This is a genomic window from Simplicispira metamorpha (assembly GCF_004341365.1).
Classification (GTDB): domain Bacteria; phylum Pseudomonadota; class Gammaproteobacteria; order Burkholderiales; family Burkholderiaceae_C; genus Simplicispira; species Simplicispira metamorpha.
Map to the genome: position 1 here is coordinate 20,306 of NZ_SLXH01000024.1, position 25,294 is coordinate 45,599.

Sequence of the window (25,294 nt, forward strand, 5' to 3'; positions counted from 1 at the left end):
CCCAGGGCAAGCGCCTTTTTCGGGGACGGGGGTAGCCGTTTCGGGCTATTGCACCGGGCGTGGTGCGGACTCAGGCGCTGCGCCCAGCCTGGCGCGGGCAGACAAACGGGCAGGGCAGGCGGATAATCCAAGCGCCCGCCCACAACCCCGTGGGGGCAGGAGTTTTCACACATGGCATTGATCTCTTCCATCGCCCAATCTGGCTTGCAGGCCGCCCAGCAAAGGCTGGGCGCCTCCGCGCACAACGTGGCCAATATGAACACCCCGGGTTTTCGCCGCGAGAGCGTGGCCCAGGAGGCCGCGCCCGGCAATGCGGGCGTGGCCACCACCGGCGTGCAGCGCGCGGGCACCGAGGGCGTGGCGCTGGAGCGCGAAGCCGTCGAACAGCTGTCGGCCACCTACGCTTTTGCGGCCAACCTGCAAACCATCAAGGTCGGCAACCAGATGCTGGGCACTTTGCTGGATACCACAGCCTGATCACTTCAAGGCAGACGCCTGTAGCGCAATGCCGCGCATGGGAATGCCGATCAACCCACTGGACACGTTGGACGCCACCGACTGGAATTGCATGGCCTCGTGCAGCCAGTGGTGCATCACGTTGTCGTCCTGGGTGCCGTCTGCCACGGCCACCACCACGGTGTAGTCTCCACTGGGCAGGCGGGGCATCTCGAAGGTGAAGCATGCGGTGATGAGCTCACCCGCTTGGGCCCGCACCGGGTGCTCCATGAAGCTGATCCAGGTGTTGTCACCAAACAGCGCCTGGCCGGTGCGGTCTTTCACCATGAAACCCACAATGGGCGATTGCAGCGGTGCGTGGCACAGGGCCTGCACCTCCAGCCGGACAGATTCTCCGCCCACCACCCAGGAAAACGCTGCACCATCCGGCGCCAGCAATTGCACGGCACGGATGGTGCAGCCGCGCTGGCCCACACCTTCCTGGTGGGGATCAAAATCCCAGACACGGATGTCGTTGCGCAGGGTGCTGGCATTCCATACATCCTGGCGCGCATCGCGCAACGAGCGCGCATCCGGCGCCGCAGCGGTGGCCGGTGCAGGCGGCGCCAGGGGGCGCACCGCCCCGTCGCTGGACAACAAAGCATCCAGGTAGGCCTGGCACACCGCCTTGGTCGCACCATCCTGGCGTATCTGGCCCGCATCCAGCCACACCACGCGCGAACACAGCGCCATGACCGCTTCCATATCGTGGCTGACAAAAATCACCGTGCCCGACTTCATGAACTGGCGCAGGTAGCGCATGCATTTCTGGGTGAAGAAAGCATCGCCCACGGACAGCGCCTCGTCGATGACCAGAATGTCTGCATCCACATGGGCGATCACGGCAAACGCCAGGCGCATGGCCATGCCACTCGAATAGCTCTTGAGCGGCTGCTCCATAAAGTCGCCAATATCGGCAAAAGCGGCGATGGCATCGAACCGGGCCAGGGTCTGCTCGCGCGACAAGCCGAGCACTGCCGCGTTCAAAAAGACGTTCTCACGCCCGGAAAACTCGGGGTTGAAGCCCGAGCCCAGTTCCAGCAACGCAGCCACCCGCCCTGTTACTTGGATGTGGCCCCGGCTGGGTTGCAGGGTGCCGCACAGCAGCTGCAGCAGGGTGGATTTGCCCGAACCATTGCGCCCGATGATGCCCACGGTTTCGCCTTGGGCAATGCGCACAGAGACATCCTGCAAGGCGTGGAACTCCCGGTACCGGGTAGCCTGGCGCAACCCGAGTTTGCGGCACCAGAAACTGCTGAACATCTGCCACAGACGGTCTATCGGTCGCGCGTACAAGGGGTAGGCTTTGCCCACCTGGCTCACCTCCACCACCACGTCAGAGGACATCGGCAAACCCCCGCTTGGTCAGCTGAAACCAGACATACCCCGCCCACGCTGCCAGCAGGGCCAGTGCGGTGTATATGCCCAGCCCCGTCCAGTCCGGCATTTGCCCTGCCAGCAGCACCGCCCGGGACTGCTCAATGATGAAGGTCAGCGGGTTCAGGCCCAGCCACTGCCGGAAGGGCGCGGGCACGGCCTCCTGGGCATAAAAAACCGGTGACAAAAACATCAGCACCGTGGTGAATGGCCCCACCACGGCAGCAATATCCCGCATGAACACCCCCAGCGCTGCGATAAACCACGCCGCCCCCAGCGCCACCAGCACCAGCGGCGCCATCACCACTGGCAGCCACAGCGCCGATACCGGCAAACCGCCCGTCAGCCACCACTGGGCAGCCACCAGCACCAGCACACTGACCAGCCACTGGAAAACGCCCACGCAGACCGTGACGGCAGGCAAAACCTCCAGCGGAAACACGACACGTTTCACATAATTCTGGTGGGCCAAAATCAGCCCCGGAGCGCGTTGGATGACCTCGGCAAAAAAGCCATGCACACACAAGCCAATGAAAATGACCAGCGCAAAGTGCGTTGTCGATTGCGGCAACGCCCCCCAGCGGCTGGGAAACACCACCGAGAACACGAAGGTGTACACCAGCAACATCAGCAGCGGTGTCAGCAACGACCAGGCCAAGCCCAACACCGAGCCCCGGTAACGCTGGGCAATATCGCGCCACACCAGCTGGCGCAACAAATCACGGTGTTGCCACAGCGACCGCACCAGGCAGACAGGCGACAGTGCCCGGGTGCTGCTGCCGGTCATGTGCTGGCCCGCCTTGCCGCATTGATGGGTTGCAAGGCAGATGTCCACGCACCGCGCTGCTGCGGACCGTCGGCGCCACGCCAGGCCAGGAACTCCACCAGGTTGCAAACCGGTGCAGGCGCGCCCGTCTCCTGTAACGGGGCATAGCCCAAAAAATGGAGTAGCGGCAACCACTCAGTCCCCATGGCGCGGTACCAGCTGCGGGGCCAGGTGCCCTCCCACTCCAGCACCGCCCCCCTGCGGTTGAACTGGCGGGACTGGGCATCGTCCAGGGCCAGCGCCTGTTCGATGGCTTGCAGGCGGGACACATCCGAGGCGGCACAAGCCTGCTGCAAAGCCTCGGTGCATGCATCAACACCGATCCAGCGCACCACGGTGGCCAGACTTTCTACCGGCCGTTTTTTCCAGTCTTCAAAGCGCAGTACCAGCACCTGTTCGGGGCAGGCCTGCGCCACGGCTTGCCAGGCCCGCAGGTGCAGCCAGAGCATGTCCACCACAGAAACCGGCCCGCCCAGAAAAGGGCTGCGCAAAAACTCCGGCAGATCAATGGCAGGGCTGAGTCCCTCGTTGCGCTGGTGGCGCCGCCACTCGGAATACAGGGCATCGCGCGGATCGCGCACCATCCAAACGGTGCGTTGGTTCGGTGCCAGCTGCCAGGGGAAAGCGTGGGTAAAGCGGGGACGCACCCCCTGCACGAAATGGAACTCACGCCCTGGCCACAGACTGGCCAAAGTCTGGCGCCAGGGCCCATGCATGGCGGCATAGCGCGAAACCCCATCGCCCACGTCCTGCCACTCTGCTGCGGTCTCAAAACCCCACAGGTGGGGCAGTGGCACCTGCAACTCCAGCAAGGCATTGGCCAGCCAGGCAGCGCCGCAGGGAAACTGGGGAGACACCACATCCACGGTGTACGCGCACGCCTCGGTCATGTGCCCCTCCGCTGTGGTGCGCGCAGGTCTTGCCACAGCTGGAGCACACGCTCGCAATGCACCGCCATCTGGGCCTGCTCGAACGACTGCTGTAACACCAGCTCGGGCTGCACCGGGAATTCGGGTGCAATGTCCACACCCACCACCGGAGAGCCGGCACCGGCATACAGCTGCGGCTTGCGCTGCCGGAGCACGGCCAGATCGGCCAGAAGCACCACCTCGGCGTAGGGCGCAGGGCCAGCGCGGCTCCACGATTGCACGGCATGCAGCAGCGAAATGGTGGCAACCACCACCGGCACCCCCTGCATGGCGGCCAGCCGGGCCAGGCGGGCCATGCGCCAGGCCCGCATCTGGCGCAGGGGCGCATCGTGCAGGCAGGCCTGCTCTGGCGGCTCCAGGGCGTTGCGCACCCCATCACCATCCAGAAGCAAAGGGTGCTCCCCCTGCCCGCGCAGGGCCGCCACCACCGCGCGGGCCAAAGTGGTTTTCCCCACCCCCGACAAGCCAGTGATCCAAAGTATGGGGGCCGACCCCGGCGCGTCAGACACGAAAGTCATGGGAGAACTCCGGCGCCAGCAAGGCACGCTCCACAGCCGCCACGTCGTTCTGCGAATCGATCTCGACCCAGCCACCCGGCACATCGACTGCGTGCAACGTGCCACCGCCCGTGACAAAAGCCGACAACAAGCCTGTCATGTCCAGGCGATCTACCGCTGCCTCACCACGGTCAGCGGCGATGTGGTGGATGCGCTGCTGCAGCTGCCCCCACCCCTGTGGCGTCAGGCGCAACAGCCCCATGAACTGCGCCTGGACTTCTTCCAGGCTGCGGGGCCGTTGGCCTATGGACAGAATGCGGCGCCCATCCCGCACGAGCGTTTCCGCATCCTCCAGCGGATTGGCGAATCGGCGGCTCCACAGCGCCAGCCAGCAGGTATCCACGGGCACAACCACATCGTTTGGCGATTCCCCCAAAGCAGCCGACAGCGCCCGGGCCCCATAAGCACCATCCCCATAGACCACCAGGGTGGGAGCCTGCTGCAACCAATCAGCGGCCAGCATGAGCGAGCGCACCATATTCGTCTGCGCCCAGCGGGGATGCACGCGCAACACATCACACCACGGCTGCAAGGCGGTGGCCTGCCAGCCGCCAATGACCAACACTTTGGTGATGCCGCTGGCCTTCAAGGCCTGCAACGTCCATTCCAGAATGGGGCGCCCTGCCAAGGGGTGCAGGCATTTGGGCTGGTCGTCCGTAAAGTGGCCCATGCGACTGCCGCGCCCTGCGGCCAGCACCACGGCTTGTTGGGGGCGGTTCATCACAGGGGCTTGCGTTGTGCGGTCCATAAGCGAGTGAAATAAGGAATACGCAACGCAGAAGATGTGGCCACCAGGCTGCGAATGTCTTGGAGGATGTAGGGCAGCCGGGTACCGGCCTGCCGTTGCAACGTGGCATGCGACTTCCAGGCCATCATCCAGTCGTCTGCATCCACCTCGACCACAAACCGCTGCTCGGCAGCGTCGATGTGGGAGAAGGCGCCGTGGCCCATTACCGAGTCTTGCGGAGAGACGCGGCGCTGCCCATAGTCGTAGCCGGGAAGATGGTGGCGAATCAGGGCTTCCACCTCGCGCTGCAAGGGATCATCGAGGTCGCGGTGGTTCCACAGTGCCAGCCAGTACCCACCGGGGGCCAAGACCCTGGCGCACTCATCCAGTGCCTGCTGTGCAGGCAGCACGTTGAAGGATGAGCCGTAAGCCACCAGACGCACCGCACCGGCAGCCAGGGGCAAGGCTTCACCACGGCAGGCCAGCCATTGCGCACGCCGCAGCGCCGGTTTGGCCAATGCCACCGTCCGCATGCTGGTATTGGGCTCGCTGGCCAGCACTTGCAGGCCGTGGCCACACAGCAGCCCGGTCAGTTTGCCGGTGCCCGCACCCACTTCCAGCGCCCACGCTCCGGGCGGCAAACCCAGGCGCTGCAAAGTCTGCTCGACCAACCCTGCGTGGTAATCAGCACGCAAGTCGTAAGTGGAGGCCAGGCGGGTGTAGTCCCAGTCCAAAGCATCAGCAGCCGTCATTCATTCCTCACAAGTTGGGATGTTGTTTTCTATCCAGCACCACATGGCATCGACATCGCCCTGGGGGCGCTCGGGGTGCCACATCATGCCCAGCCAAGGCAAGTGCATGTGCTGCATTGCTTCCACATGGCCGTCCGGTGCGTGGGCCAGCGCCGTCCAGCCCGGCATCAGCCCGGACGGCACCCAGTGGTGCCAGGAGTTCAGCGGGACAGGCTCGTGCACACCACAACGCACGGTGTGCAGCGCAGCGACGTGCCCCGGCTGCCGAACCAGGCGGCCACCCGCCGCCACATGCAGCAACTGCATGCCCCTACAGACCCCGACGACCGGCAGGTGCGCACTGCGCGCATAAGCCAGCAAGGCGTGCTCTACCGCATCACGCAGCGGTGAAGTGCCTACGTCTTCTCCGCCGCTGAATAACAGCAAATCGATACCCCACTCCTGCACATGGCGCACGGCACGGGACGGGTCGGCAAAATTCGGCACCGCCAGAAAGCGGCATCGGGGCCAGCGTTCGCAAAACCAGTCAGACCAAGCGGCATCCAGGGCATCGCGCGCCGGATGGTGGGCGCTGGCGGGTATGCGCCGCTGGGTAATACCGATGCGCAGAGCCTGCCGAATCACTCGAACCATACGCTTTGGGTGCCAGGATCAATGGTGGCCGAGGCAGCCGACAGCGCCCGCGCATACACCGCAGAACCACAGCCAATGGCTGCGGCCAGGCCAAACTCGGCGCACCGGATGGCCATGTGTGAATTGGCACCACCCCACTGCGTCATCAAGCCCACAATGCCGTGGTCAAACAGCCAGTCAAAACCGGGGTCGGCCTGGCTGACGAGCACGATGGCACCGTGCAGTGCGGCGCGGGGCCGGGGCTGCTGGTCGTTCAGGACGATCAATGGGCCGCGCGCCACACGGGTGCCGACAAAGTTGGGCAACGCGCCCAGGCTGTCTGCCACATACCGATCCTGCTGCGCCCGCAGCACCGGGCCGGTGATCAAGCCCGCTTGCCACTGGTGCTCGGCCTTGGCCTGCTCTGCGCAGCGTGCCCAATGCAGCGCACGGGCAGCAGGGGCCATGGCACGGCCCTGGCGCCACTGGGCCAGCGTGAGCCATGACATCTGCTCTCTGTCCAGCCCCACTGCCACAGCCTGCACAGCGATGGCCTCCAACGCCGCCGACAGGTGCCGACTGAACACAAACTTGCCCCACTCACGGGAACTGGCCGCCAGCTGCACCCAGTGCACCCACGGCCCGGCGCCAAACGGCAAGCCCACCTCCGCAGCCAGGGCTTCCAACGCCCGCACTTCCTGCGGTACCAGGGAAAACGCCTGCGCCCTGTGCGCTGCCCCGTGCGCGCTGGCTTCCCGGTGGGCATCGGCAGACCACGTAGGCTGGGTGATATCGAAAGTGCCTGGACGCAAATGGCCGACCGCTACTGCGGGGTGGGCCGCATGGGTGGGCGAACTGCGTGCAGCAGCACGCAACGCCAACGCCCGGTCGGGCGACAGTGCGCCCCGCTGCACGGCAGAGCGCAGTTGGGCCTCTGCGGCAAACGCTATCCGCGCAATGGCAGCAAACGCTGCGGTGCCATGTCGGCAACGCTGTAGCAGGCGGGAGGCGGTCTGCCCCGCCAGTTCGTCACGCTCCAGGGCCGCAATGCCCGCGTTCAGTGACGCCAGCGGTGCGGACGGACGCATGTCCATCACGCGTGCGGTCAGCACCCCCAGGGCGGCCTCCCACTGTGCTGCGGCCTGCGGCGATAGCCCCGGCACGGCCACGTGGCCCAGGGTGCCGGGTGGTGCGAAATCCCGCACCGTGCGAAAAACCTGAAACTCCACCTTGTCGTGCAACGCTGGCTCCCTGTCCAGCCAAGACAACCAGTGGTTGACGAGCACCTGCCGGGTGCTGGGTGGCAACCGGGCTGGCAGCAGCGAATTGGCACTGCGGCGCACATCGACAAAAGGCCGACCCTGCAAGACCTGTAGCAGTCCCACGTTCTTCTGCGGGACGGGTGCATAGCCCAGTCCGGCACGGGCCTGCCACCAGACACCGTCGGCAATCAAGGCCTGGAACAGTGACAGCGCCAGCGGCCGGGGGTGGGCACCAATCAGCTCGGCAGGATTCCAGTCGGACATCAGCGACAACACCGTGCGGTCTCCGGCCACCTGCGCCAACGCATCCGCCTGCTGGAGAAACTCCAGGGAGGGCAAGCGGACAGGCAAACGCACGCTCTGGGCTGCGGGCCAGTGGCGCGCAGTGGCCAATGGCCGCACCTGCAACAGTTGCGCCTGCAACGCATCCGATCCAGAAGCGGTCAACGCAAACTCCATCTCCAGGGGCACAGGCCCGACGAGGCCCTCGACCTCGCTGAGCAGCGCCAAAGCGGCACGCTCTGCGCCACCCAGCGCCGGCATGGCCACGGACAGACTGTCGCGTGCCACCGCCACTTGCCGACCCGTAGCACGGCCCCCCGTCACCGCAGCCGTGTCATCGTGTGCCAACTCAATGCAGTACCAGGGCGCGCCGTCGGCAATCCGGTGCGAAGAGGCCACCCCCACAAAGCGAGGCGCAGACACCATCTGCTGCACAAGAAGGTGGTCTTGCGGGTGGCCGGGCATGCTCTGCGCAACGCGATCCATGGCCTGCGCCAAACCATCGGGCGCCACATTCAGCACCGTGCAAAACTCGCCAGCCCGGCTGGCGTGCATCTGATCTTCCACCTGGGCATCGCTGCGCACTGCCACCAATTGGCCAGAAAACAGGCGATGGCAGCGTACCAACACCTCATCAGGCTGCGCGTGCCATTGCGCCACAGACACCCTGAGGAACACAGGAACCTGCGCAGACCGAATCCGGGTGCTTAACCAATGCAGAGAAGCGCCTTTGCCTACAGGACAAGGCGGCGCGGGTGCGCAAGATGAATCCATGCTGAATGAAATACGATGAAACGCTGGCTGTGCCCAGTTTGCCTACGCCAGACACAACCCGAAAGACTGCGGGGCATGGCTGTCCGCCACGCCTGAAGCCGTTGACCCGGCTGAGGGCCACTATCGCACACCAGCCAGCGCTGGAACGCACTCTGCCCCAGCGTCGCATCCACGCCAGGCTGCGTTACGTTGCGGTCAACGGCGCGTCTTGCACCGCGTGCTTGCGCTGCGCCCAGCGCACCCAGGCTTTTTCATGGAAGAAAAACGCCACCGCCTGCACCGTCGGCTCCAGCAGGCTCAGCGTCAGCGAGGCCCACAGGTTGCCGGTCACGGCGTAGGCCACCAGCGCAGCCACGCAGACGTGGATCACGTAGTAGCTGGCCGTTTTCATCAACATGGTCTGGTTTTGCGCGGCGAGGTGGCGGATGCGGGACATGGCAGGCTCCTGAAGTTGCACGGATGGCCTGAAGCAGGCATGGGCAAATGCTAGTCATTCTCAACGCCATGCGCCAATCGATCCTGCCTAACAGCGCCATAGCCAGCGCCCGGCGCGGGCGCGCCAGCGCCCTGTCCAGCACACCGCCCACGCTGCACGGAAGCGCCCTTGGAGCGCGCGCACCGGGCGCTATGATGGCCGCTCCTATCCACCCTCAGCGCTGACCGGGAGCACGCATGGCCCTCTTTGATTTCATCAAGAAACAGTTCATTGACATCCTGCAATGGACGGAAGATGCCAACGGCACGCTGGTGTGGCGCTTTCCGATGGCGGAGATGGAAATCCAGAACGGCGCCTCGCTGGTGGTGCGCGAATCGCAAATCGCCGTGTTCGTCAACGAGGGCCAGGTGGCCGACGTGTTCGGCCCCGGCACCTACAAGCTGACCACGCAGACGCTGCCGGTGCTGACCTACCTGAAGAACTGGGACAAGCTGTTCGAGTCGCCCTTCAAAAGCGATGTGTACTTTTTCAGCACACGCCAGCAGATCGACCAGAAATGGGGCACGCCCCAGCCCATCACCATCCGCGACAAAGACTTTGGCGCCGTGCGCCTGCGCGCCTTTGGCAACTACGCTTACCGCATCACCGACGCCAAGCTGTTCCACACCGAAATCTCGGGCACGCGCGCGCAGTACACCGTGGCCGAGCTCGATGGCCAATTGCGCGGCCTGGTGCTGCAAAACATCAGCAACGCCATTGCGGGCAGCGGCCTGCCGTTTCTGGATTTGGCGGCCAACCAGGTCATGTTTGCCGATGCGCTGGCCAAAGAGCTGCAACCGGCATTTGCCAAGCTGGGCCTGCAACTCGAAGCCCTGACGGTGCAAAACCTGTCGCTGCCCGAAGAGCTGCAAAAAATCCTCGACCAGAAAATCGGCATGGGCATGGTCGGCAACGACATGGGCAAGTTCATGCAGTACCAGACGGCGCAGGCCATTCCGCAGTTTGCCGCTGCGGCCGGGCAGGCGGGCAGCGGCGGCAGCATCGCTGGCGACGCCATGGGCCTGGGCGCAGGCATGGCCATGGGCCAGTTGCTGGCGCAAAACCTGCAATCGGGCCTGGGTGGCATGCACGCGCAAGCGCAGCCCGCCGCCGCAGCAGCCACCCCGGCAGCACCCGCTGCCCCGGTGGGCATCTCGCCCGACGAGGTCATGTCCACCCTGGAAAAGCTGGCCGACCTCAAAGCCAAAGGCATCCTGACGCAGGAAGAGTTCGACAGCAAAAAAGCCGAGCTGCTGAAAAAACTGGTCTGACCGCAGCGCGCTGCGCCCCCGCCCACCCCTGCCCGCCAGCGCCTTGGTCGTTGCCATTGCCAGCACCCAGAACGCTATTTTTTTAATAGCTGCTTGCGCTTAACTGGCGGGCGCTAGAGGCCAAAAAGACTTCTAAACCTCGCCCACCCTGGCCGCGCAGCCCGCTTCAGCCCCCGATGGCCACCGATCCCACCCCGCCACCGCCGCCCACGCCCACCCAGCGCTTTTACCGTGCGCCCTGCCCCGGCTGTGGCGCGCCGGTGGAATTCAAAAGCGCGCAATCCACCCACGCCGTCTGCGGCTACTGCCAGAGCACCGTGGTGCGCAACGGCGACGTGCTCTCGCGCATCGGCAAGATGGCCGAGCTGTTCGACGACCACAGCCCGCTGCAACTCATGGCCAGCGGGCGCATCACGCTCGACGGCCAGGAGCAATCCTTCACGCTGATCGGGCGCCTGCAATACAAAACCGAGGCCGGCGTCTGGACGGAATGGGCCGCCTTTTTGCCCGACGGCAGCATCGCCAGCCTGGGCGAGGACAACGGCAGCTACGTCTTCACCCGCCCCAGCCCGGCCGGGCGCGATCTGCCCGAAGCGGCGCGCTTTCGCGTCGGCATGACCACCGCCGTCAACGGCCAGCCCTACAGCGTGGCCTTCAGCGGCCAGGCACAGTTGATTGCCGCCCAGGGCGAACTGCCGCAACTGCCACCGCTGGGCCAGCCGTTTGACCTGGTGGAGCTGCGCAGCAGCGGCGGCGAGGTGCTCAGCATCACCTACACCCAAGACCCGCCGCACGTCGAGCGCGGGCGCGCCGTGCTGCTGGAAGACCTGCACTTGCAGGGCCTGAAAGACGAGTCCGCCAAGGACGAGAAGGGCCGCCAGTTCAACTGCCCGCACTGCGGCGCGCCGGTGCAGGTGCAGCTGTCCAGCACCAAGAGCGTGACCTGCGGCTCCTGCGCCAGCATCATCAGCCTGGAGGGCGGCGTGGGCGGCGAACTGCGCTCTGCCGAGCAGGACGAGCCCGTGCGCCCCGTCATTGCGCTGGGCAGCAAAGGCCAGTTGCAGGGCGTGCACTGGCAGGTGGTGGGGTTTCAGCACCGCATGGGCGCAGAGCCCGGCGACGACGAGCACTTTGGCTGGAGCGAATACCTGCTCTACAACCAAAAGCGCGGCTTTGCGTTTCTGGTGGATTCGGAAGAGGGCTGGAGCCTGGTGCGCCCCACCACCGGTGCGCCCGCACTGGCCAAGAACGGACGCAGCGCCACCTACCTGGGCAAAACCTACGAGCTCAAATACAGCTACGAGGCCGAAACCACCTACGTGCTGGGCGAGTTTTACTGGCCCGTGGTGCGCGGCCAGAAAACCTTCAACCGCGACTTTGCCAGTGCCAAGGGGCTGCTCAGCATGGAGCAAGGCGCCAACGAGATCACCTGGTCGGCGGGCGACAAAATGGCCAGCACCGCCGTGGCCAAAGCCTTCGGGCTGACCGACCAGCAAGACCTGCTGCAACGCGACGACCCCGGCCCCTTCGTGGCCAGCAAAGGCGTGGGCTGTGCCACGCTCATCATCATTGCCGTCGTCCTGCTGATTCTGGTGCTGCTGATAAGCCGGTGCTCGGACTCCTCGGGCGGCTCGGGCGGCAGCTACCGCAGCTCGGGCGGCTCGTTCGGGGGCTTCTCGACGGGCGGCGGGCACAAATAAATTCACTCAAGGAGCAAACATGATCGGCATCGAATGGCTCAAACCGGCCGCATTTCTCGGCTCTATCCTCTACGCCATGATTGGCGTCATCATCTTCTGGGTGTGCTTTGTCATCGTGGACAAAATCACCCCCTACGACCTGTGGCGCGAAATCGTCGAAAAGCAGAACAAGGCCCTGGGCATGGTGGTGGCTGCCATGTGCTTGGGCATCAGCATCATCGTGGCAGCGGCGATCCATGGGGGGTGAGGTGCTGCGGCGCTCTGAGCGCATCAGCCCCCAGCTTTCACACAAGGAGCCGGGTTGCGCCGGACAGGGCTGGTGAAGGGGCGCATCCAGAACATTGGGGGACACACCAAAGCTGCGCTGTGGGCACTGGCTCCCAATAGCCCCCCATCCAAGTGATTTTTTCCCAATGGATTTGTGAAAGACATTGATATATCAATGAGTTCCATTGGGATCAATCCCTCCACTGTTCACAATCCATGACTACCCTCAGCCTCAAGTCCCAACCGCAAGCCGCCCTCGACACTCTGGCCAGTGTTGCCCGCGCTGCGCTCACGGCGGCCTGTGGCAAGACGCGGCCAGTGTGTGTGCTGGACGCCGTATTGCAATGAGCCCCGACGCCCTGCCAACCCCGCACCCCACGGCCCCCACCGGCCCCCGCCCCATCGACGTGGCGCTGCTCATCAGCGTGTTTGTGGTGGCCGCTTGCGGGCTGCTGTATGAGCTGGCGGCGGGGGCGCTGGCGTCGTACCTGCTGGGCGACTCGGTGTTGCAGTTCTCCACCATCATCGGCACCTACCTGTTTGCCATGGGGGTGGGCTCGTGGCTGTCGCGCTACTTTGAGCGGCAGTTGCCCGCCCACTTTTTGCGCATCGAATTGCTCGTAGCGCTCGTGGGCGGGGCGCTTCCAGCTATTCTTTTCATAGCAAACGCATACATACCCGGCGCCTTCCGGCTGCTGCTCTACGGCATGGTGCTGGTGGTGGGCACGCTCGTCGGCCTGGAGATTCCGCTGGTCATGCGCATCCTGCGGCGCAACGTGGCGCTGAAGGATTTGGTCTCGCAGGTGCTGACGTTTGATTATTTGGGCGCGCTGGCGGTGTCGCTGGCGTTTCCGCTGCTGCTGGTGCCGCACCTGGGGCTGATCCGCACGGGGCTGGTGTTTGGCCTGCTCAATGCCAGCGTGGCGGCGTGGGCGGTGTGGCTGTTTCGCCATGAGCTGCGGCGCCTGCGTGCGCATGTGGCGGCGTGTGCGCTGGTGATCGGGGCGCTGCTGGCCGCGCTGTGGGGCGCCGAGCACATCACCACCTTTGCCGAAGACAAGTTCTACCAAGATCGTATCGTCTTCAGCAGCGCCTCTCCCTACCAGCGCATCGTGGTTACGCATGGCAAGGCGGGGCACCGTTTGTTTTTGAACGGCAATTTGCAGTTTTCCCAGCGCGACGAGTACCGCTACCACGAGGCGCTGGTACACCCGGCCATGGCCGCCCACGGCGCGCCGAAAAAGGTGGCCGTGCTGGGCGGCGGCGACGGCATGGCGGTGCGCGAGGTGCTGAAATACCCCAGCGTCGAATCGGTCACGCTGGTCGAACTCGATCCGGCCATGACGCAGCTGTTTGCCCAGCACCCGACGCTGGCGCGGCTCAATGCCGGGGCGCTGCAAAACCCCAAGGTCACGGTGGTCAACACCGACGCCTTCCAGTGGCTGCAAGACACGGGCGACACCTTTGACGTGATCGTGGTGGACTTTCCTGACCCGACCAACTTTGCCATCGGCAAGCTCTACACCAACAGCTTTTATGCGCTGCTCGACCAGCGCCTGGCCGCCAGCGGTTACGCCGTGGTGCAGACCACCTCGCCGCTGGTGGCCCGGCAGAGTTTCTGGACGGTGGTCACGAGCATTGAATCGGTGGGCCTGCGCACCACGCCCTACCACGCCCATGTGCCCAGCTTTGGCGAGTGGGGCTTTGTCATTGCCAGCCGCAGGCCCTGGCGGCTGCCGCAGGCGCTGCCCGAAGGCTTGCAGTTCTTGAGCGTGCAGGGCTTGCCGCTGCTGCTGGACTTTCCGCTGGACATGGCCCGCGTATCGACGGAAGTTCACCGCCTGTCCAACCAGGTGCTGGTGACCACCTACGAGCGCGAGTGGGGCCAGGCGCTGGGCCATTGACCAGGGGGTGGCCCCTGGCTCTGCCGGGTCGGCCCGCAGGCGTGCCACGCCCATCGTTGAAAATGTCCCTACACAACACGTTGCGTTGCAGCGCTTTTCATGCTTGATATGTTCTTTTCCAGCGGGATCGCCCGTCCCGCGCTGCTGTGGCAGCAGCACGACCCGCGCCTGGTGGCCTTGTCGGTGGTGTTGGCCATTCTGGCGTCCATGATGGCGCTGCACATGGCCGCGCTGGCGCGGCGGGCATCAGGCGCCCTGTACCGGCACCTGGCGCTGCTGACCGGCGCCATTGCCCTGGGCGGCGGCATCTGGGCCATGCACTTCATCGGCATGCTGGCGTTTGCGCTGTGCGCGCGCGGGCGCTTTGATCCGTGGATGACGCTGGTGTCGTTCGTGCCCGGGCTGGCGGCGTCGTGGGTGGCGCTGCACTTGCTGATGCGCCGCACGGTGGGGCCCTGGGTGCTGCTGGGCGGCGGCGTGCTGGTGGGCGGCGGCATTGGCGCCATGCACTACATCGGCATGGCCGCCTCCGAGCTGGCACCGATGATGCGCTACGACCCCGTGGGCTTTGCCACCTCCATCGTGGTGGCCGTGCTGCTGGCCACGCTGGCGCTGTGGGTGCGCTTTGGCCTGCAACGGCACATGCGCTGGCGGCCCTGGTGGGCCAGCGCACTGGCCGGTAGCGTGATGGGGCTGGCCATTGCCGGCATGCACTACATGGGCATGGACGCGCTGCGCTTTGTCGGGCCGATGGACATGGACTATTTTGATGGCAGCACCGAGCACCGCACGCTGGCCCTGGCCGTGACAGCAGTCACGGTGTTTGCCGGGGCCCTGGTGCTGGCCATCAACGTGGGGCTGCGCTACCGCCAGCTGCTGCTCGAAGCCCAGCGCAACGAGTCACGCCTGCGCGCGGTGATGGACACCGCCCTGGATGGCATCGTGATGATTGACGCCCAGGGGCTGGTGCAGTCGTACAACGCGGCGGCGCAGCGCATTCTGGGCTGGTCGGCAGACGAGGTGCTGGGGCGCAACGTGAACATGCTCATGCCCGAGCCGCACCAGTCCGCACACGACGGCTACCTGAACCACCACCTGGGCACGGGCGAGGAGCGCATCATCGGCACCGGGCGCGAGGTCGAGGTGCGGCGCAAAGACGGCACGCTGGTGCCCGTACACCTGGCCGTGGGCCGGGTGCAATGGCCCGGCAAGCCGGTGTTTGTCGGCTTTCTGACCGACATCCGCCAGCGCCTCGACATGGAAACGTCGCTGCGCCGCAGCGAAGAGCAGTTTCGCTCGCTCATCGGCAACATCCCGGGCGTGACGTTCCGCTGCCGGCTGGACCAGGACTGGTCGATGCTGTTTGTCAGCGACTCGGTAGAGCAGCTCACGGGCTGGACGGCCCCCGACTTCCTGGCCCAGCGCACCTCGTTTGCGCAGCTCACCCACCCCGACGATGTACCGCGCCTGTGGCACGAGATCACGCAAGCGGCGCAGCAGCAACGCGCCTACCAGATCGAATACCGCCTGCGCCACCGCGACGGACGCACGCGCTGGGTGTCTGAAACCGGGCGCAGCGTGTCCGATGGAAACGGCCAGGTGCAGTGGATAGACGGCGTGATCGTGGACACCACCGACTTCAAGGCCCGCAGTGCCGAGTTTGAAGGCACGGTCCACGCCATCAACCGCGCGCTGGCCGTGGCCGAGTACGACCTGCAAGGCCGGTTGCTCTACGCCAACCAGAACTTCTTGCAGCTCATGGGCTACACGCTGGACGAGGTGCTGGGCCAAAGCCACCGCATGTTCTGCCCACCCGAGTATGTGCAAGACCCCGCCTACGCCCAGTTGTGGGAGCGCCTGGGGCGCGGCGAACTCGACGCGGGCGAGTACCTGCGCCTGGGCAAGGACGGGCACGAGGTGTGGATACAGGCCACCTACAACCCGATTTTTGATGCGGACTGCAAGCCATTCAAGATCGTCAAATTTGCCACCGACCTGAGCCAGCGCCGCGCCATGGAACAAGAGCTGCGCAGCGCCAAAGAGCGCGCCGAACTGGCAGCGGCCGCACGCAGCATGTTCCTGGCCAACATGAGCCATGAAATCCGCACGCCCATGAACGCCATCATCGGCTTCACCGAGGCACTGCTGGACTCGCCGCTGGACAGCACCCAGCGCCGCCACCTGGGCACCGTACACCATGCCGCGCGCTCCATGCTGCGCCTGCTCAACGACATTCTGGACACCGCCAAGCTGGAAAAAGGCGCCGTGGAGCTGGAGGCAGAAGACTTCTCGCTGCGCACGCTGTGCGAGCAGATTCTGGCCTCGCTGCGCATCACCGCCACCAAGAAAGGACTGGCGCTGGTGCTGGAGTACCCGCCATCCGAGCCCGACTACTTTTGCGGCGATGCACTGCGCTTGCAGCAGATTCTGGTCAACCTGCTGGGCAACGCCATCAAGTTCACCGAAACCGGCACCGTCACGCTGCGCGTGGCCTACGCCCAAGACCAGCTGGCGCTGGAGGTGCAGGACACCGGCATCGGCATCGCCCCCGAACAGCTGGCGCGCATCTTCGACCCCTTTGCGCAGGCCGATGCCTCCACCACGCGCCGCTTTGGCGGCACGGGCCTGGGCACCACCATCTCGCGCCAGCTCACCGAGCTGATGCAAGGCCACATCGCGGTGCAAAGCACGCCGGGCGTGGGCAGCACCTTCAGCGTGCGGCTGCCGCTGCCGCTGGGCCAGGCCGTGCAGGCGCCAGCGCACCCACAGGTGGGCACCCTGCCGCCCCTGCGGGTGCTGGCCGTGGATGACGTGGCCAACAACCTGGAGCTGCTGCAACTGACGCTGGCACGCGGCAACCACCAGATCACGCTGGCGCACGGCGGCGAGGAGGCGGTAGCGCAATTCGTGCGCGCCCCGTTTGACCTGGTGCTGATGGACTTGCAAATGCCCGGCATGGACGGGCTGGAGGCCACACGCCGCATCCGCTCCTTTGAGCAAGACCGGCAGCGCAAGCCCGTGCCCATCATTGCCCTGTCGGCCAGCGTGCTGGAGCAAGACCGCCGCGACGCCCTGGCCGCTGGCATGGACGGCTTTGCTGGCAAGCCGCTGGAGCCCGCACGCCTGCACGCCGAGATGGCCCGGGTGCTGGACATCCGCCTCGATGCCACACCGGCGCCCACCCTGGCCCTGCCCACAGCGCACAGCGCCGAGGCCGCCATCGACTGGGAACGCGGCGTGCGCCTGTGGACGCGGCTGGATTTGCTGTGCAACGCCATTGAGCGCTTTTTGCACGACAGCCAGAGCGTGCCCGCAGCGCTGCAACAGTACCTGCAAGCAGGCGATTGGGAGGGCCTGCGGGCCGCCGCGCACCGCCTGCGCGGCGCCGCCGGCAACCTGGCCCTGGACCCGCTGCACACCCTGGCCACGCAACTGGAAGACGCCGCCCGCACCGGCCACGCCGACACCATCGCCCCCCTGGTCGATGCCCTGCCCGCCGTGCTGGGCAGCACCCAGCAAGCGGCGCAGGCCTGCCGCATCTGCGGCGCCCCCCCGGCCGCACAGGCACCCGTCCACCTGCCCGTGGCAGCGCAGCCACTGGCGCAGGCCCACCAGGCGCTGGAGCAACTGGCGCAGGCCCTGCAACGGGGCGAATTGCCCGAAGCCCCGCTGCAAGCCCTGGCCGAACTGCTTCCCGCCCTGGCCCTGGAGCCTTTGCAGCAGGCCATCGATGCCTTTGATTTCAACCAGGCACAACGCTGCCTGCACACCCTGCGGGCACAGTTGGCGCCCGCCCCCGAGGAAGCCGCCCCATGACCCCCACCGAAGACCACCGCCCGCGCCTGCTGCTGGTGGACGACGAGCCCACCAACCTCCAGGTGCTGCGCCACATCCTGCAATCCGACTACCGGCTGCTGTTTGCCACCGACGGCCAGCGCGCCATCGAAATCGCCCAGCAGCAGCGCCCCGACCTGGTGCTGCTGGACATCATGATGCCCCGGATGGACGGCTACGCCGTGTGCCACGCGCTCAAGCAGGATGCGCGCACAGCGCCCATCCCGGTGCTGTTCATCAGCGCACTGACCGACCACGACGACGAGGCCCGGGGCCTGGACGCCGGGGCCGTGGACTACATCACCAAGCCCGTCAGCGCCGCTGTGGTGCGCGCGCGCGTGCGCATCCACCTGTCGCTGGTGCGCCTGGACGAGCTGCGCGAAACGCGCCTGCAAATCGTGCAGCGCCTGGGGCGCGCTGCCGAGTACAAAGACAACGAAACCGGCATGCACGTCATCCGCATGAGCCACTTTGCCCACCGCCTGGCACTGGCGGCAGGCTGCAGCCCGGCCTGGGCCGAAGACCTGCTCAACGCCGCGCCCATGCACGACGTGGGCAAGATCGGCATCCCCGACGCCATCTTGCGCAAGCCCGGAAAACTCGATGCCCAGGAGTGGGAAGTGATGCGCCGCCACCCCGCCATGGGCGCAGAAATCATCGGCCAGCACCCCGGCGGACTGCTGCAAATGGCCCACGCCATCGCCCTGCAACACCACGAAAAATGGGACGGCAGCGGCTACCCGCACGGCCTGGCGGGCGAGGCCATCTCGCTGGAGGCGCGCCTGGTGGCCATTGCCGACGTGTTCGACGCCCTCACCGCCGAGCGCCCCTACAAAAAAGCCTGGCCCGTGGCCGACGCCGTAGCCCACATCCAGGCCCAGGCAGGCCAGCACTTTGACCCGGCCCTGGTCATGCTGCTGGAGCCGCTGCTGCCCGAGCTGCTGGAAATCCGGGCACGCTGGGCCGACTGAGTCGCCATTGCGGCAAGAGAGCAAGCACAGTGCCAACCACCAACGCCAACCAACATCCCCATCGCCGCCGCGCCTGGCTGGCGGGCGCCGTGCTGGCTGCCTGCCTGGGCGGGTGCGGTGATCCGTATGCGCACAAATTGCCCGCCGATGGGCGCCTGGGCGCAGGCGAAGCAGAAAAAATCGCCCGGGCACTCACCGGCCCCGACCAGGAGCGCTTCCAGCGCTGGGCACACAGAATGCTGCGCCAGGAGCACTACGGCGGCGAGCCCTCGGCGGGCACCGTCCAGCACGCCCTGCGCAACCAGACCGAGTTTGAACTGCAACAGCAGCAAGCCCAGGCCGAAGCAGCCGCCCGCCAGGCCCAGGCCGAGGAACAAGCCCGGCAGCAAGCGCAGGCCCAGCGCGAACAGCAGGCCGCGCTGGAGCAGTTGCACAGCAGCCGCGCCGCCGTCCATGCACGGCTGCTGCAACACATCTCGGCACGCACGCTGCACCACGAGTTCAAGCCCGTCGTCAGCGCCCAGGGCGAGGTCTTTGCGCACCAGTGGGTGATTTCCGTGGCGCTGGGCAACCCGTCGGCCAAGCGCCTGGTCAGCGCATCGGGCTGGCTGCAAATGGCCGACACCCAAGGCCGCGCGCTGGGCGCCCTCCCCCTGCACATCGACACCCCGGTGTTGCCAGGCAAATCCCTGGAGCACACCGCCGTCATCGACCACCAGCGCAACCACCCCCTGCACGCGGCCATGGCCCAGGCCGACGCCTTGCAGGTGCAATGGGTGCTGGAGTCGGTCGCCTTTGCCGACGGCACGGTGCTGAGCGCCAGCAGCCTGCCTGCACCGCCTGCACTGCCCGGCGCCAGCGCCGCAGCCAGTGCCACCCCAGCCCCGCCATAAGGCGACCTCGCCCCCTGCCGCACCGGCACCGAACACATCCCAACCGACATGCACCGCCGCCAGTTCTTGGCCCGCACCACCGCCAGCGCCGCCAGCGCCACCAGCGCCCTGCTGGCCGCCTGCGACAGCGCGCCGCCCGCCCTCAGCGGCGGCTTTGCCGGGGTGGACATGGCGCGCGGCCACGCCCTGCGCGACCTGCTGGCCAGCGGCCGCCTGCCCGAGCCCGCGCGCATCCACCGCACCCAGGTGGTGATTGCCGGGGGCGGCGTGGCCGGGCTGGCCGCCGCGCGCTCGCTGCGCCTGGCGGGGGTGGAGGACTTTGCCCTGCTGGAGCTGGAAGACAGCGCCGGGGGCAACAGCCGGGGCACCCAGGTGCAAGGCCTGGCCTGCCCGCTGGGCGCGCACTACCTGCCCCTGCCCGGCCCCGACGCCACCGAGGTGCAAGACCTGCTTGAAGAACTGGGCCTGCGCCAGCGCGTGGCCGGGCGCTGGCAGTACGACGAGCGCCACCTGTGCCACAGCCCGCAGGAGCGCTTTTTCTTTCACGGCGAATGGCAAGAAGGCCTGCTGCCCGTGCAGGGCGTGGGCAGCGCCACGCTGGCGCAGTACCAGCGCTTTGCCGATGCCGTACAGGCGCACAGCCAGCAGGCGCGCTTTGCCATGCCCGCGCTCAAAACATGGAAGCCAAATCAGTCCCTAGCGCCCGCCCACCAAGCGCTGGACGCTATTACTTTTGAAGCATGGCTGGCCCAGCAAGGACTGCATGATCCGCACCTGCGCTGGTATTTGGACTACTGCTGCCGCGACGACTACGGCGCAGGCTGCGCGCGCGTATCGGCCTGGGCGGGCATCCACTACTTTGCCAGCCGCCACGGTTTTCAGGCGCCGGGCAGCGCCGCCGCAGCCGAGCGCGACAGCGGCGTGCTGACCTGGCCCGAGGGCAACGGCTGGATCACCCAGCGCCTGGCCGCGCCGCTGCGCCAGGGCGGCCAGCTGCACACCGCCACCAGCGTGCTGCGCATTGCCGAGCACGCGCGCGGCGTGCAGGTCGATGCCTTCGACCACGCCACGCAGACCGTGCAGCGCTGGCAGGCGCAGCGCTGCATCGTGGCGCTGCCGGTGTTCATGGCGGCGCGGGTGGTACAGGCGCCGCCCGCTTTTGTGCAACAGGCCGCACAGCGCCTGCACTGGGCGCCGTGGCTGGTGGCCAACATCCACCTGAGCCACCCGCTGCAAGACCGCCCCGGCGCCGCCCCCGCCTGGGACAACGTGCTGTACCAGGACGCCACCCCCGGCGGCCTGGGCTACGTCGATGCCAGCCACCAGCGGCTCGACGCCCGTGCCGCCGGGGCCGCACCCACCGTGCTCACCTATTACCAGGCGCTGGGCGAGCTGCCCGGCGCCCGCGCGGCCCTGGCCCAGCAGCCCTGGACGCACTGGGCCGATGCCATCGTGCACGCCCTGTCGGCGCCGCACCCGGATTTGCGCGCGCGCGCCACGCACATCGCCATCACCCGCCACGGCCACGCCATGGCCACGCCGGTGCCGGGCACGCAGCAGTTTTTAAGCCAAATTGCCCTGCAACGCCCGCCAGATAAGCGATACCAGCTATCAAATGGAGAGCAAATGGCCGTACTGCCCAGCCCCGCCACGGCGCGCCTGGCGTTTGCGCACGCCGACTGGTCGGGCTACTCGGTGTTCGAAGAAGCCTTCACGCGCGGCCACCACGCAGCGCTGGCGCACGCGCGCTGATGCCGCCGCGCCCGCCCACCGCCACCCCCATATCCACCCCCATATCCACCTCCACTTCCCCCCACCGACGCCACCACCCCATGCACACCCCACCGCCCACCTCCGATGGCCTCCCTCCCTCTGACGACGCCGCGCCCGGGCCGGGTCTGCCGCCGGGCACCCGCCGCTGCATCGTGCTGCTGGGGCTGCTGCAAGGCGCGCTGTGGTACGGGGCGCACCAGGCCCATTCCCGGGGCTGGGGGCCTTGGGCACAGCTGGGCGTGTATGGCGCGTGGGTGGCATGGGTGCTGGCCCTGCCTACGGTGGTGGCACTGAGTGTGGTGCACCTGCGCGATGCGCTGTTCTGGCGCGGCACCGGGGCCTTAGCGGCGCTGGTGCTGGCCCTGGCGGCCTGGGCGGGCTGGAACGCCACCGGGGCGCCGGGCACGGCGTCCAGCGTCTGGGCGCCTTTGGGGCTGGCGCTGGGCCTGCTGCTGTTGGTGGCCCTGCCGTGGTGGCAGTGCCGATTGCAGCACCGGCGCTGGCATGCGCCCTACCCCGATCTGTTTGCATACGCCTGGCACAACGCGCTGGCACTGGCGCTGGCAGCCTTGTTCACCGGGCTGTGCTGGGGCGTGCTGGGGCTGTGGGCGGGGCTGTTCACGCTGGTCAAGGTGCCGCTGTTTGCCGACCTGTTTGCACAGCCCTCCTTCATCGCGCTGGCCAGCGGCACCATGGCGGGCGTGGGCGTGCTGATAGGCCGCACCCAGCAGCGCGCCGTGCAAACCGCCCGCCAAAGCCTGCTGGCGCTGTGCCAAGCCCTGTTGCCGCTGCTGGCGGTGGCCGTGGTGCTGTTTGTGCTGAGCCTGCCGTTCACCGGCCTGCAACCGCTGTGGCAAACGCGCAAAGCGGCCGCCGTGCTGCTGGGCGTGCTGGCGCTGCAAGTGGTGTTCGTCAACGCGGTGTACCAAGATGGCCGCCACGCCAGGGCCGCCACCCGCAGCAGCGGCCCCTACCCACCGCTGCTGCGCCGTCTGGTGGAGGCCAGCTTGCTGTCCATGCCGGTGCTGGCCGGGCTGGCACTGACGGCGCTGGGCCTGCGCATCAACCAATACGGCTGGACGACCGACCGCCTGTGGGCACTGTGGCTGGCACTGGTGCTGAGCGCCTACGCTGGCGGCTACGCACTGGCCGTGCTGCGCCCGCGCAGCGCCTGGCTGGAGCGGCTGGAGCCGGTCAACCGCTACACCTCCTGGTTGGTGATGGCGCTGGCGGTGCTGGTACACACGCCGCTGCTGGACCCGTTCCGCATCGCCGCGCACAGCCAGACCGAACGCCTGCGCGCCGCATCCGCCCCCGCCCCGGAGGCCGATCTGGTGGCGCTGCGCTTTGACCATGGCCGCCACGGCCACGCCGCCTTGCAATCGTTGCAGGACGCGCCCGCGTACCAGAGCGCCCCAGCCCAGCGCCTGCTGCAAGGCGTGCTGGCACGGCCCCAGCGCTGGCAGCACCAGCCCAGCACCGAGGCGCTGCGCAGCGGCGCCGTCACCACCGCCGCCCAGGCCCAGCGCCTGATTACGCCCGCCAGCGGCCACCCGCTGCCCGATGCCGACTGGTGGCAAGCCCTGCTGGCACAGCACCTGCGCGGCATGGAATGCCTGCAAAGCGGCGCCGATTGCGTGGTGCTGCAAGCCGACCTGGACGGCGACGGCCAGCCCGAGCAGGTGCTGTGCGAGCTATCGGCCCGCTGGGGCACGCCCTGCACGCTCTCCACCCGCCAGGACGGGCGCTGGCAACACGCCGGGCAAGTGGACTGGCAAACCCGCAGCACCGACACGCAGGCACTGCACCAACACCTGCGCGCAGGCCAGTTGCAGGCACAGCAGCCACGCTGGCAAGAGCTGCAAGTGCAGGGGCAGCGTGGCCGCATCCGTGCCGACCCAAGCGACTGAGCCCGCAGGCCAGCGCAGCGCACCGTCACGCAGGCGTCATGGTGGGTGGGCAAGCTACGCGGCTTGTGTTGTCTTGTTTGAACTTTGAGCTTGCCATGACCCGCCCTTGCCCCCAGCACCTGCACCGCGTCACCACCTTGCTGCGCGTCACCGCCCACGCCTGGGCCTTGCCCGCCCGCACGGCCCATCCTGCCGCCGCACAGCGCCCTGCCTGAGCACCTCCCCTCCCGCGCGGCCACGGCCACGCCTGTCCAGCAGGCCGCACGGGTGCGGCCCCGGCGGGGGCGCCGGTGTACTACCATCGCGCCCCCATGCACCCTTCTGATCTGGCTGACGGCCCCGCGCAGGCCACCCCGACAACGCCGCCCGGCGCCCCCCTGAACCTGCCCGGCGCCCAGCTGCGCGCCCTGGCCCCCGCTGATCTGCCCGGCTTGCTGGCCGTGCAGCGCGCCTGCTACGGCGAGGACTTTGTGGAAAGCGCCGACGTGTTCACACGGCGCCTGGCCAGCCCGGCCAACTGCTCACTGGTGCTGGTGCAGGCGGGCCAGGTCTGCGCCTACCTGGCGGCCTACCATTCCGTGCGCGGCAAGGTCACGCCCCTGCACGGCGACTTTGAGGCCACGCCCCACCCCGACACCCTGTACCTGCACGACATGGCCGTGCTGCCCGCTCTGGCCGGGCGCGGGCTGGCCAGGGTGCTGCTGCAATCGCTGTGGCAACACGCCAACGCGCAGGGGTTGCAGCACGCGGCGCTGGTGTCGGTGCAAGGCTCGCAGGGTTACTGGGAGCGCCACGGTTTTGCCCTGTGCAGCCCACACGGCGACGCCCAGCGCCAGCACCTGGCTAGCTATGGCACAGCGGCGGTGTACATGCGCAAACCGCTGGCAGTGCCCGCAGCCGGGCCGCAGCCCTGAGCCCCCCCTCCAAGGCCATTAAGCTGGCCTTCATGCAGGCTTTCTAGAGTGGCACTGGCCCGCCGCGCTGCACCCCAGTGCGCCGGGCTACCGTGCCCTGCCAAGGGTTTGTACAGCCCCCTGAGAAAGCCATCTGAATATGTCCCAACACAGCCAGGACTTCTACCAATTCCAATTCGACGCCAGCTTGTCGCGCGTGCTCCAGCTGGTGGAGGTGGACGGCCGCAAGACCAAGATCGAAAAAATCACCGGCAACACCTTCGATATCGACACCAACGCCAGCGGTGCCGTCACCCAAGTGGTGCGCACCGAGGTATCGCGCCAAGGCACCACCGAAGTCAGCATCTACAGCGATGCCAACGGCGATCAGCGCTTTGACAAGACTTTCGAGATCGAGGTGGCAGGCGCCAGCGCCCGCCAGCTGGAACAGCACCGCTTCACCTTCGACAACGCCGGCAACGTCACCGCCGAGATGGAGCGCAAGGGCAACGGCACCTGGAAAACCGAGCGCATCGACGCCAACGAACACTTCAGCCAGATCCAGCTCGATGGCGTGAACTACCTCGTCAAAACCGAGCAAGAGCGCGACGGCATCGAATTCACGCTGCTGCGCGATGACAACGGCGACGGCATCTGGACGCAGATTGCCGAGGGCGAAACCACCGGCCTGCACATCGACAGCGCCACCGGCACCATCGACCTGGTGGGCATCCAGGCTTACCTGGCCAGCGCCGACACCATCGTCGGCTGACCGGCCACGGCAGCGGGCCTGGGCGCCCGCACCGCACA

General features: G+C 67.0%; 23 protein-coding genes. 14 read left to right on the plus strand and 9 right to left on the minus strand.

Annotated elements, in window-relative coordinates; all coding sequences use genetic code 11:
• The first annotated feature begins 171 nt into the window (after positions 1-171).
• Complete coding sequence (locus tag EV674_RS12750) at positions 172-477, plus strand: flagellar basal body protein (RefSeq protein WP_119013725.1); 306 nt, start codon at positions 172-174, stop codon at positions 475-477.
• Here the strand turns inward: EV674_RS12750 and EV674_RS12755 are convergent, their stop codons facing one another.
• The 9 genes from EV674_RS12755 to EV674_RS12795 form a co-directional block, all read right to left on the minus strand.
• On the minus strand, positions 478-1,842 hold the full coding sequence (locus tag EV674_RS12755; protein ID WP_119013724.1) for an ABC transporter ATP-binding protein: 1,365 nt from the start codon (positions 1,840-1,842) through the stop codon (positions 478-480).
• A complete protein-coding gene (locus EV674_RS12760) occupies positions 1,832-2,659 on the minus strand; it encodes an ABC transporter permease (protein ID WP_119013723.1) in 828 nt (275 codons plus the stop codon). Before EV674_RS12760 ends, EV674_RS12755 begins: the two co-directional genes overlap by 11 nt.
• On the minus strand, positions 2,656-3,588 hold the full coding sequence (locus EV674_RS12765) for a sulfotransferase domain-containing protein (RefSeq protein WP_119013722.1): 933 nt from the start codon (positions 3,586-3,588) through the stop codon (positions 2,656-2,658). Before EV674_RS12765 ends, EV674_RS12760 begins: the two co-directional genes overlap by 4 nt.
• Complete coding sequence (locus tag EV674_RS12770) at positions 3,585-4,145, minus strand: adenylyl-sulfate kinase (RefSeq protein ID WP_157983692.1); 561 nt, start codon at positions 4,143-4,145, stop codon at positions 3,585-3,587. Before EV674_RS12770 ends, EV674_RS12765 begins: the two co-directional genes overlap by 4 nt.
• Entirely contained in the window at positions 4,129-4,905 is a 777-nt protein-coding gene (locus tag EV674_RS12775) for a phosphocholine cytidylyltransferase family protein (protein WP_157983691.1), read from the minus strand. Before EV674_RS12775 ends, EV674_RS12770 begins: the two co-directional genes overlap by 17 nt.
• Positions 4,905-5,663 (minus strand): class I SAM-dependent methyltransferase, encoded by a 759-nt coding sequence (locus tag EV674_RS12780; protein WP_119013719.1) that lies wholly within the window; start codon positions 5,661-5,663, stop codon positions 4,905-4,907. Before EV674_RS12780 ends, EV674_RS12775 begins: the two co-directional genes overlap by 1 nt.
• A complete protein-coding gene (locus EV674_RS12785; RefSeq protein WP_119013718.1) occupies positions 5,664-6,296 on the minus strand; it encodes a gamma-glutamyl-gamma-aminobutyrate hydrolase family protein in 633 nt (210 codons plus the stop codon).
• Complete coding sequence (locus tag EV674_RS12790; RefSeq protein WP_119013717.1) at positions 6,284-8,593, minus strand: PEP-utilizing enzyme; 2,310 nt, start codon at positions 8,591-8,593, stop codon at positions 6,284-6,286. The genes EV674_RS12785 and EV674_RS12790 overlap by 13 nt, the downstream gene beginning before the upstream one ends.
• 184 nt (positions 8,594-8,777) lie before the next feature.
• Positions 8,778-9,029: a DUF2061 domain-containing protein gene (locus tag EV674_RS12795; RefSeq protein WP_119013716.1), complete on the minus strand. Its 252-nt coding sequence runs from the start codon at positions 9,027-9,029 to the stop codon at positions 8,778-8,780.
• A gap of 47 nt (positions 9,030-9,076) precedes the next feature.
• Here EV674_RS12795 and EV674_RS17425 point away from each other — a divergent pair, with 47 nt between their 5' ends.
• The 13 genes from EV674_RS17425 to EV674_RS12850 all read left to right on the plus strand — a co-directional run bounded on the left by EV674_RS17425 (position 9,077) and on the right by EV674_RS12850 (position 25,256).
• Positions 9,077-9,253, plus strand: a complete 177-nt coding sequence (locus EV674_RS17425) for a hypothetical protein (protein ID WP_157983690.1) — start codon at positions 9,077-9,079, stop codon at positions 9,251-9,253.
• 12 nt (positions 9,254-9,265) lie between these two features.
• Positions 9,266-10,339 (plus strand): SPFH domain-containing protein, encoded by a 1,074-nt coding sequence (locus EV674_RS12800; protein ID WP_119013715.1) that lies wholly within the window; start codon positions 9,266-9,268, stop codon positions 10,337-10,339.
• Positions 10,340-10,515: 176 nt separating this feature from the next.
• Positions 10,516-12,039, plus strand: a complete 1,524-nt coding sequence (locus EV674_RS12805; RefSeq protein WP_119013714.1) for a DUF4178 domain-containing protein — start codon at positions 10,516-10,518, stop codon at positions 12,037-12,039.
• Between the two features lie 19 nt (positions 12,040-12,058).
• Entirely contained in the window at positions 12,059-12,286 is a 228-nt protein-coding gene (locus EV674_RS12810) for a DUF350 domain-containing protein (RefSeq protein WP_119013713.1), read from the plus strand.
• Between the two features lie 236 nt (positions 12,287-12,522).
• A complete protein-coding gene (locus EV674_RS17935; protein WP_277749424.1) occupies positions 12,523-12,654 on the plus strand; it encodes a hypothetical protein in 132 nt (43 codons plus the stop codon).
• The gene (locus EV674_RS12815; RefSeq protein ID WP_119013712.1) at positions 12,651-14,210 is read left to right on the plus strand and encodes a polyamine aminopropyltransferase; all 1,560 of its coding nucleotides are present in this window, start codon (positions 12,651-12,653) and stop codon (positions 14,208-14,210) included. The genes EV674_RS17935 and EV674_RS12815 overlap by 4 nt, the downstream gene beginning before the upstream one ends.
• A gap of 99 nt (positions 14,211-14,309) precedes the next feature.
• Complete coding sequence (locus EV674_RS12820; RefSeq protein WP_119013711.1) at positions 14,310-18,026, plus strand: PAS domain S-box protein; 3,717 nt, start codon at positions 14,310-14,312, stop codon at positions 18,024-18,026.
• Positions 18,023-19,015 (plus strand): response regulator, encoded by a 993-nt coding sequence (locus EV674_RS12825; protein ID WP_119013710.1) that lies wholly within the window; start codon positions 18,023-18,025, stop codon positions 19,013-19,015. Before EV674_RS12820 ends, EV674_RS12825 begins: the two co-directional genes overlap by 4 nt.
• A gap of 29 nt (positions 19,016-19,044) precedes the next feature.
• Positions 19,045-19,908 (plus strand): hypothetical protein, encoded by an 864-nt coding sequence (locus tag EV674_RS12830; protein ID WP_119013709.1) that lies wholly within the window; start codon positions 19,045-19,047, stop codon positions 19,906-19,908.
• Between the two features lie 48 nt (positions 19,909-19,956).
• Entirely contained in the window at positions 19,957-21,660 is a 1,704-nt protein-coding gene (locus tag EV674_RS12835; protein ID WP_119013708.1) for an NAD(P)-binding protein, read from the plus strand.
• An 80-nt stretch (positions 21,661-21,740) separates the two neighbouring features.
• Positions 21,741-23,591: a DUF4153 domain-containing protein gene (locus EV674_RS12840; RefSeq protein ID WP_119013707.1), complete on the plus strand. Its 1,851-nt coding sequence runs from the start codon at positions 21,741-21,743 to the stop codon at positions 23,589-23,591.
• Between the two features lie 311 nt (positions 23,592-23,902).
• Positions 23,903-24,505: a GNAT family N-acetyltransferase gene (locus tag EV674_RS12845; protein WP_193552696.1), complete on the plus strand. Its 603-nt coding sequence runs from the start codon at positions 23,903-23,905 to the stop codon at positions 24,503-24,505.
• Positions 24,506-24,644: 139 nt separating this feature from the next.
• Complete coding sequence (locus tag EV674_RS12850) at positions 24,645-25,256, plus strand: hypothetical protein (RefSeq protein WP_119013706.1); 612 nt, start codon at positions 24,645-24,647, stop codon at positions 25,254-25,256.
• Positions 25,257-25,294 lie beyond the last annotated feature (38 nt).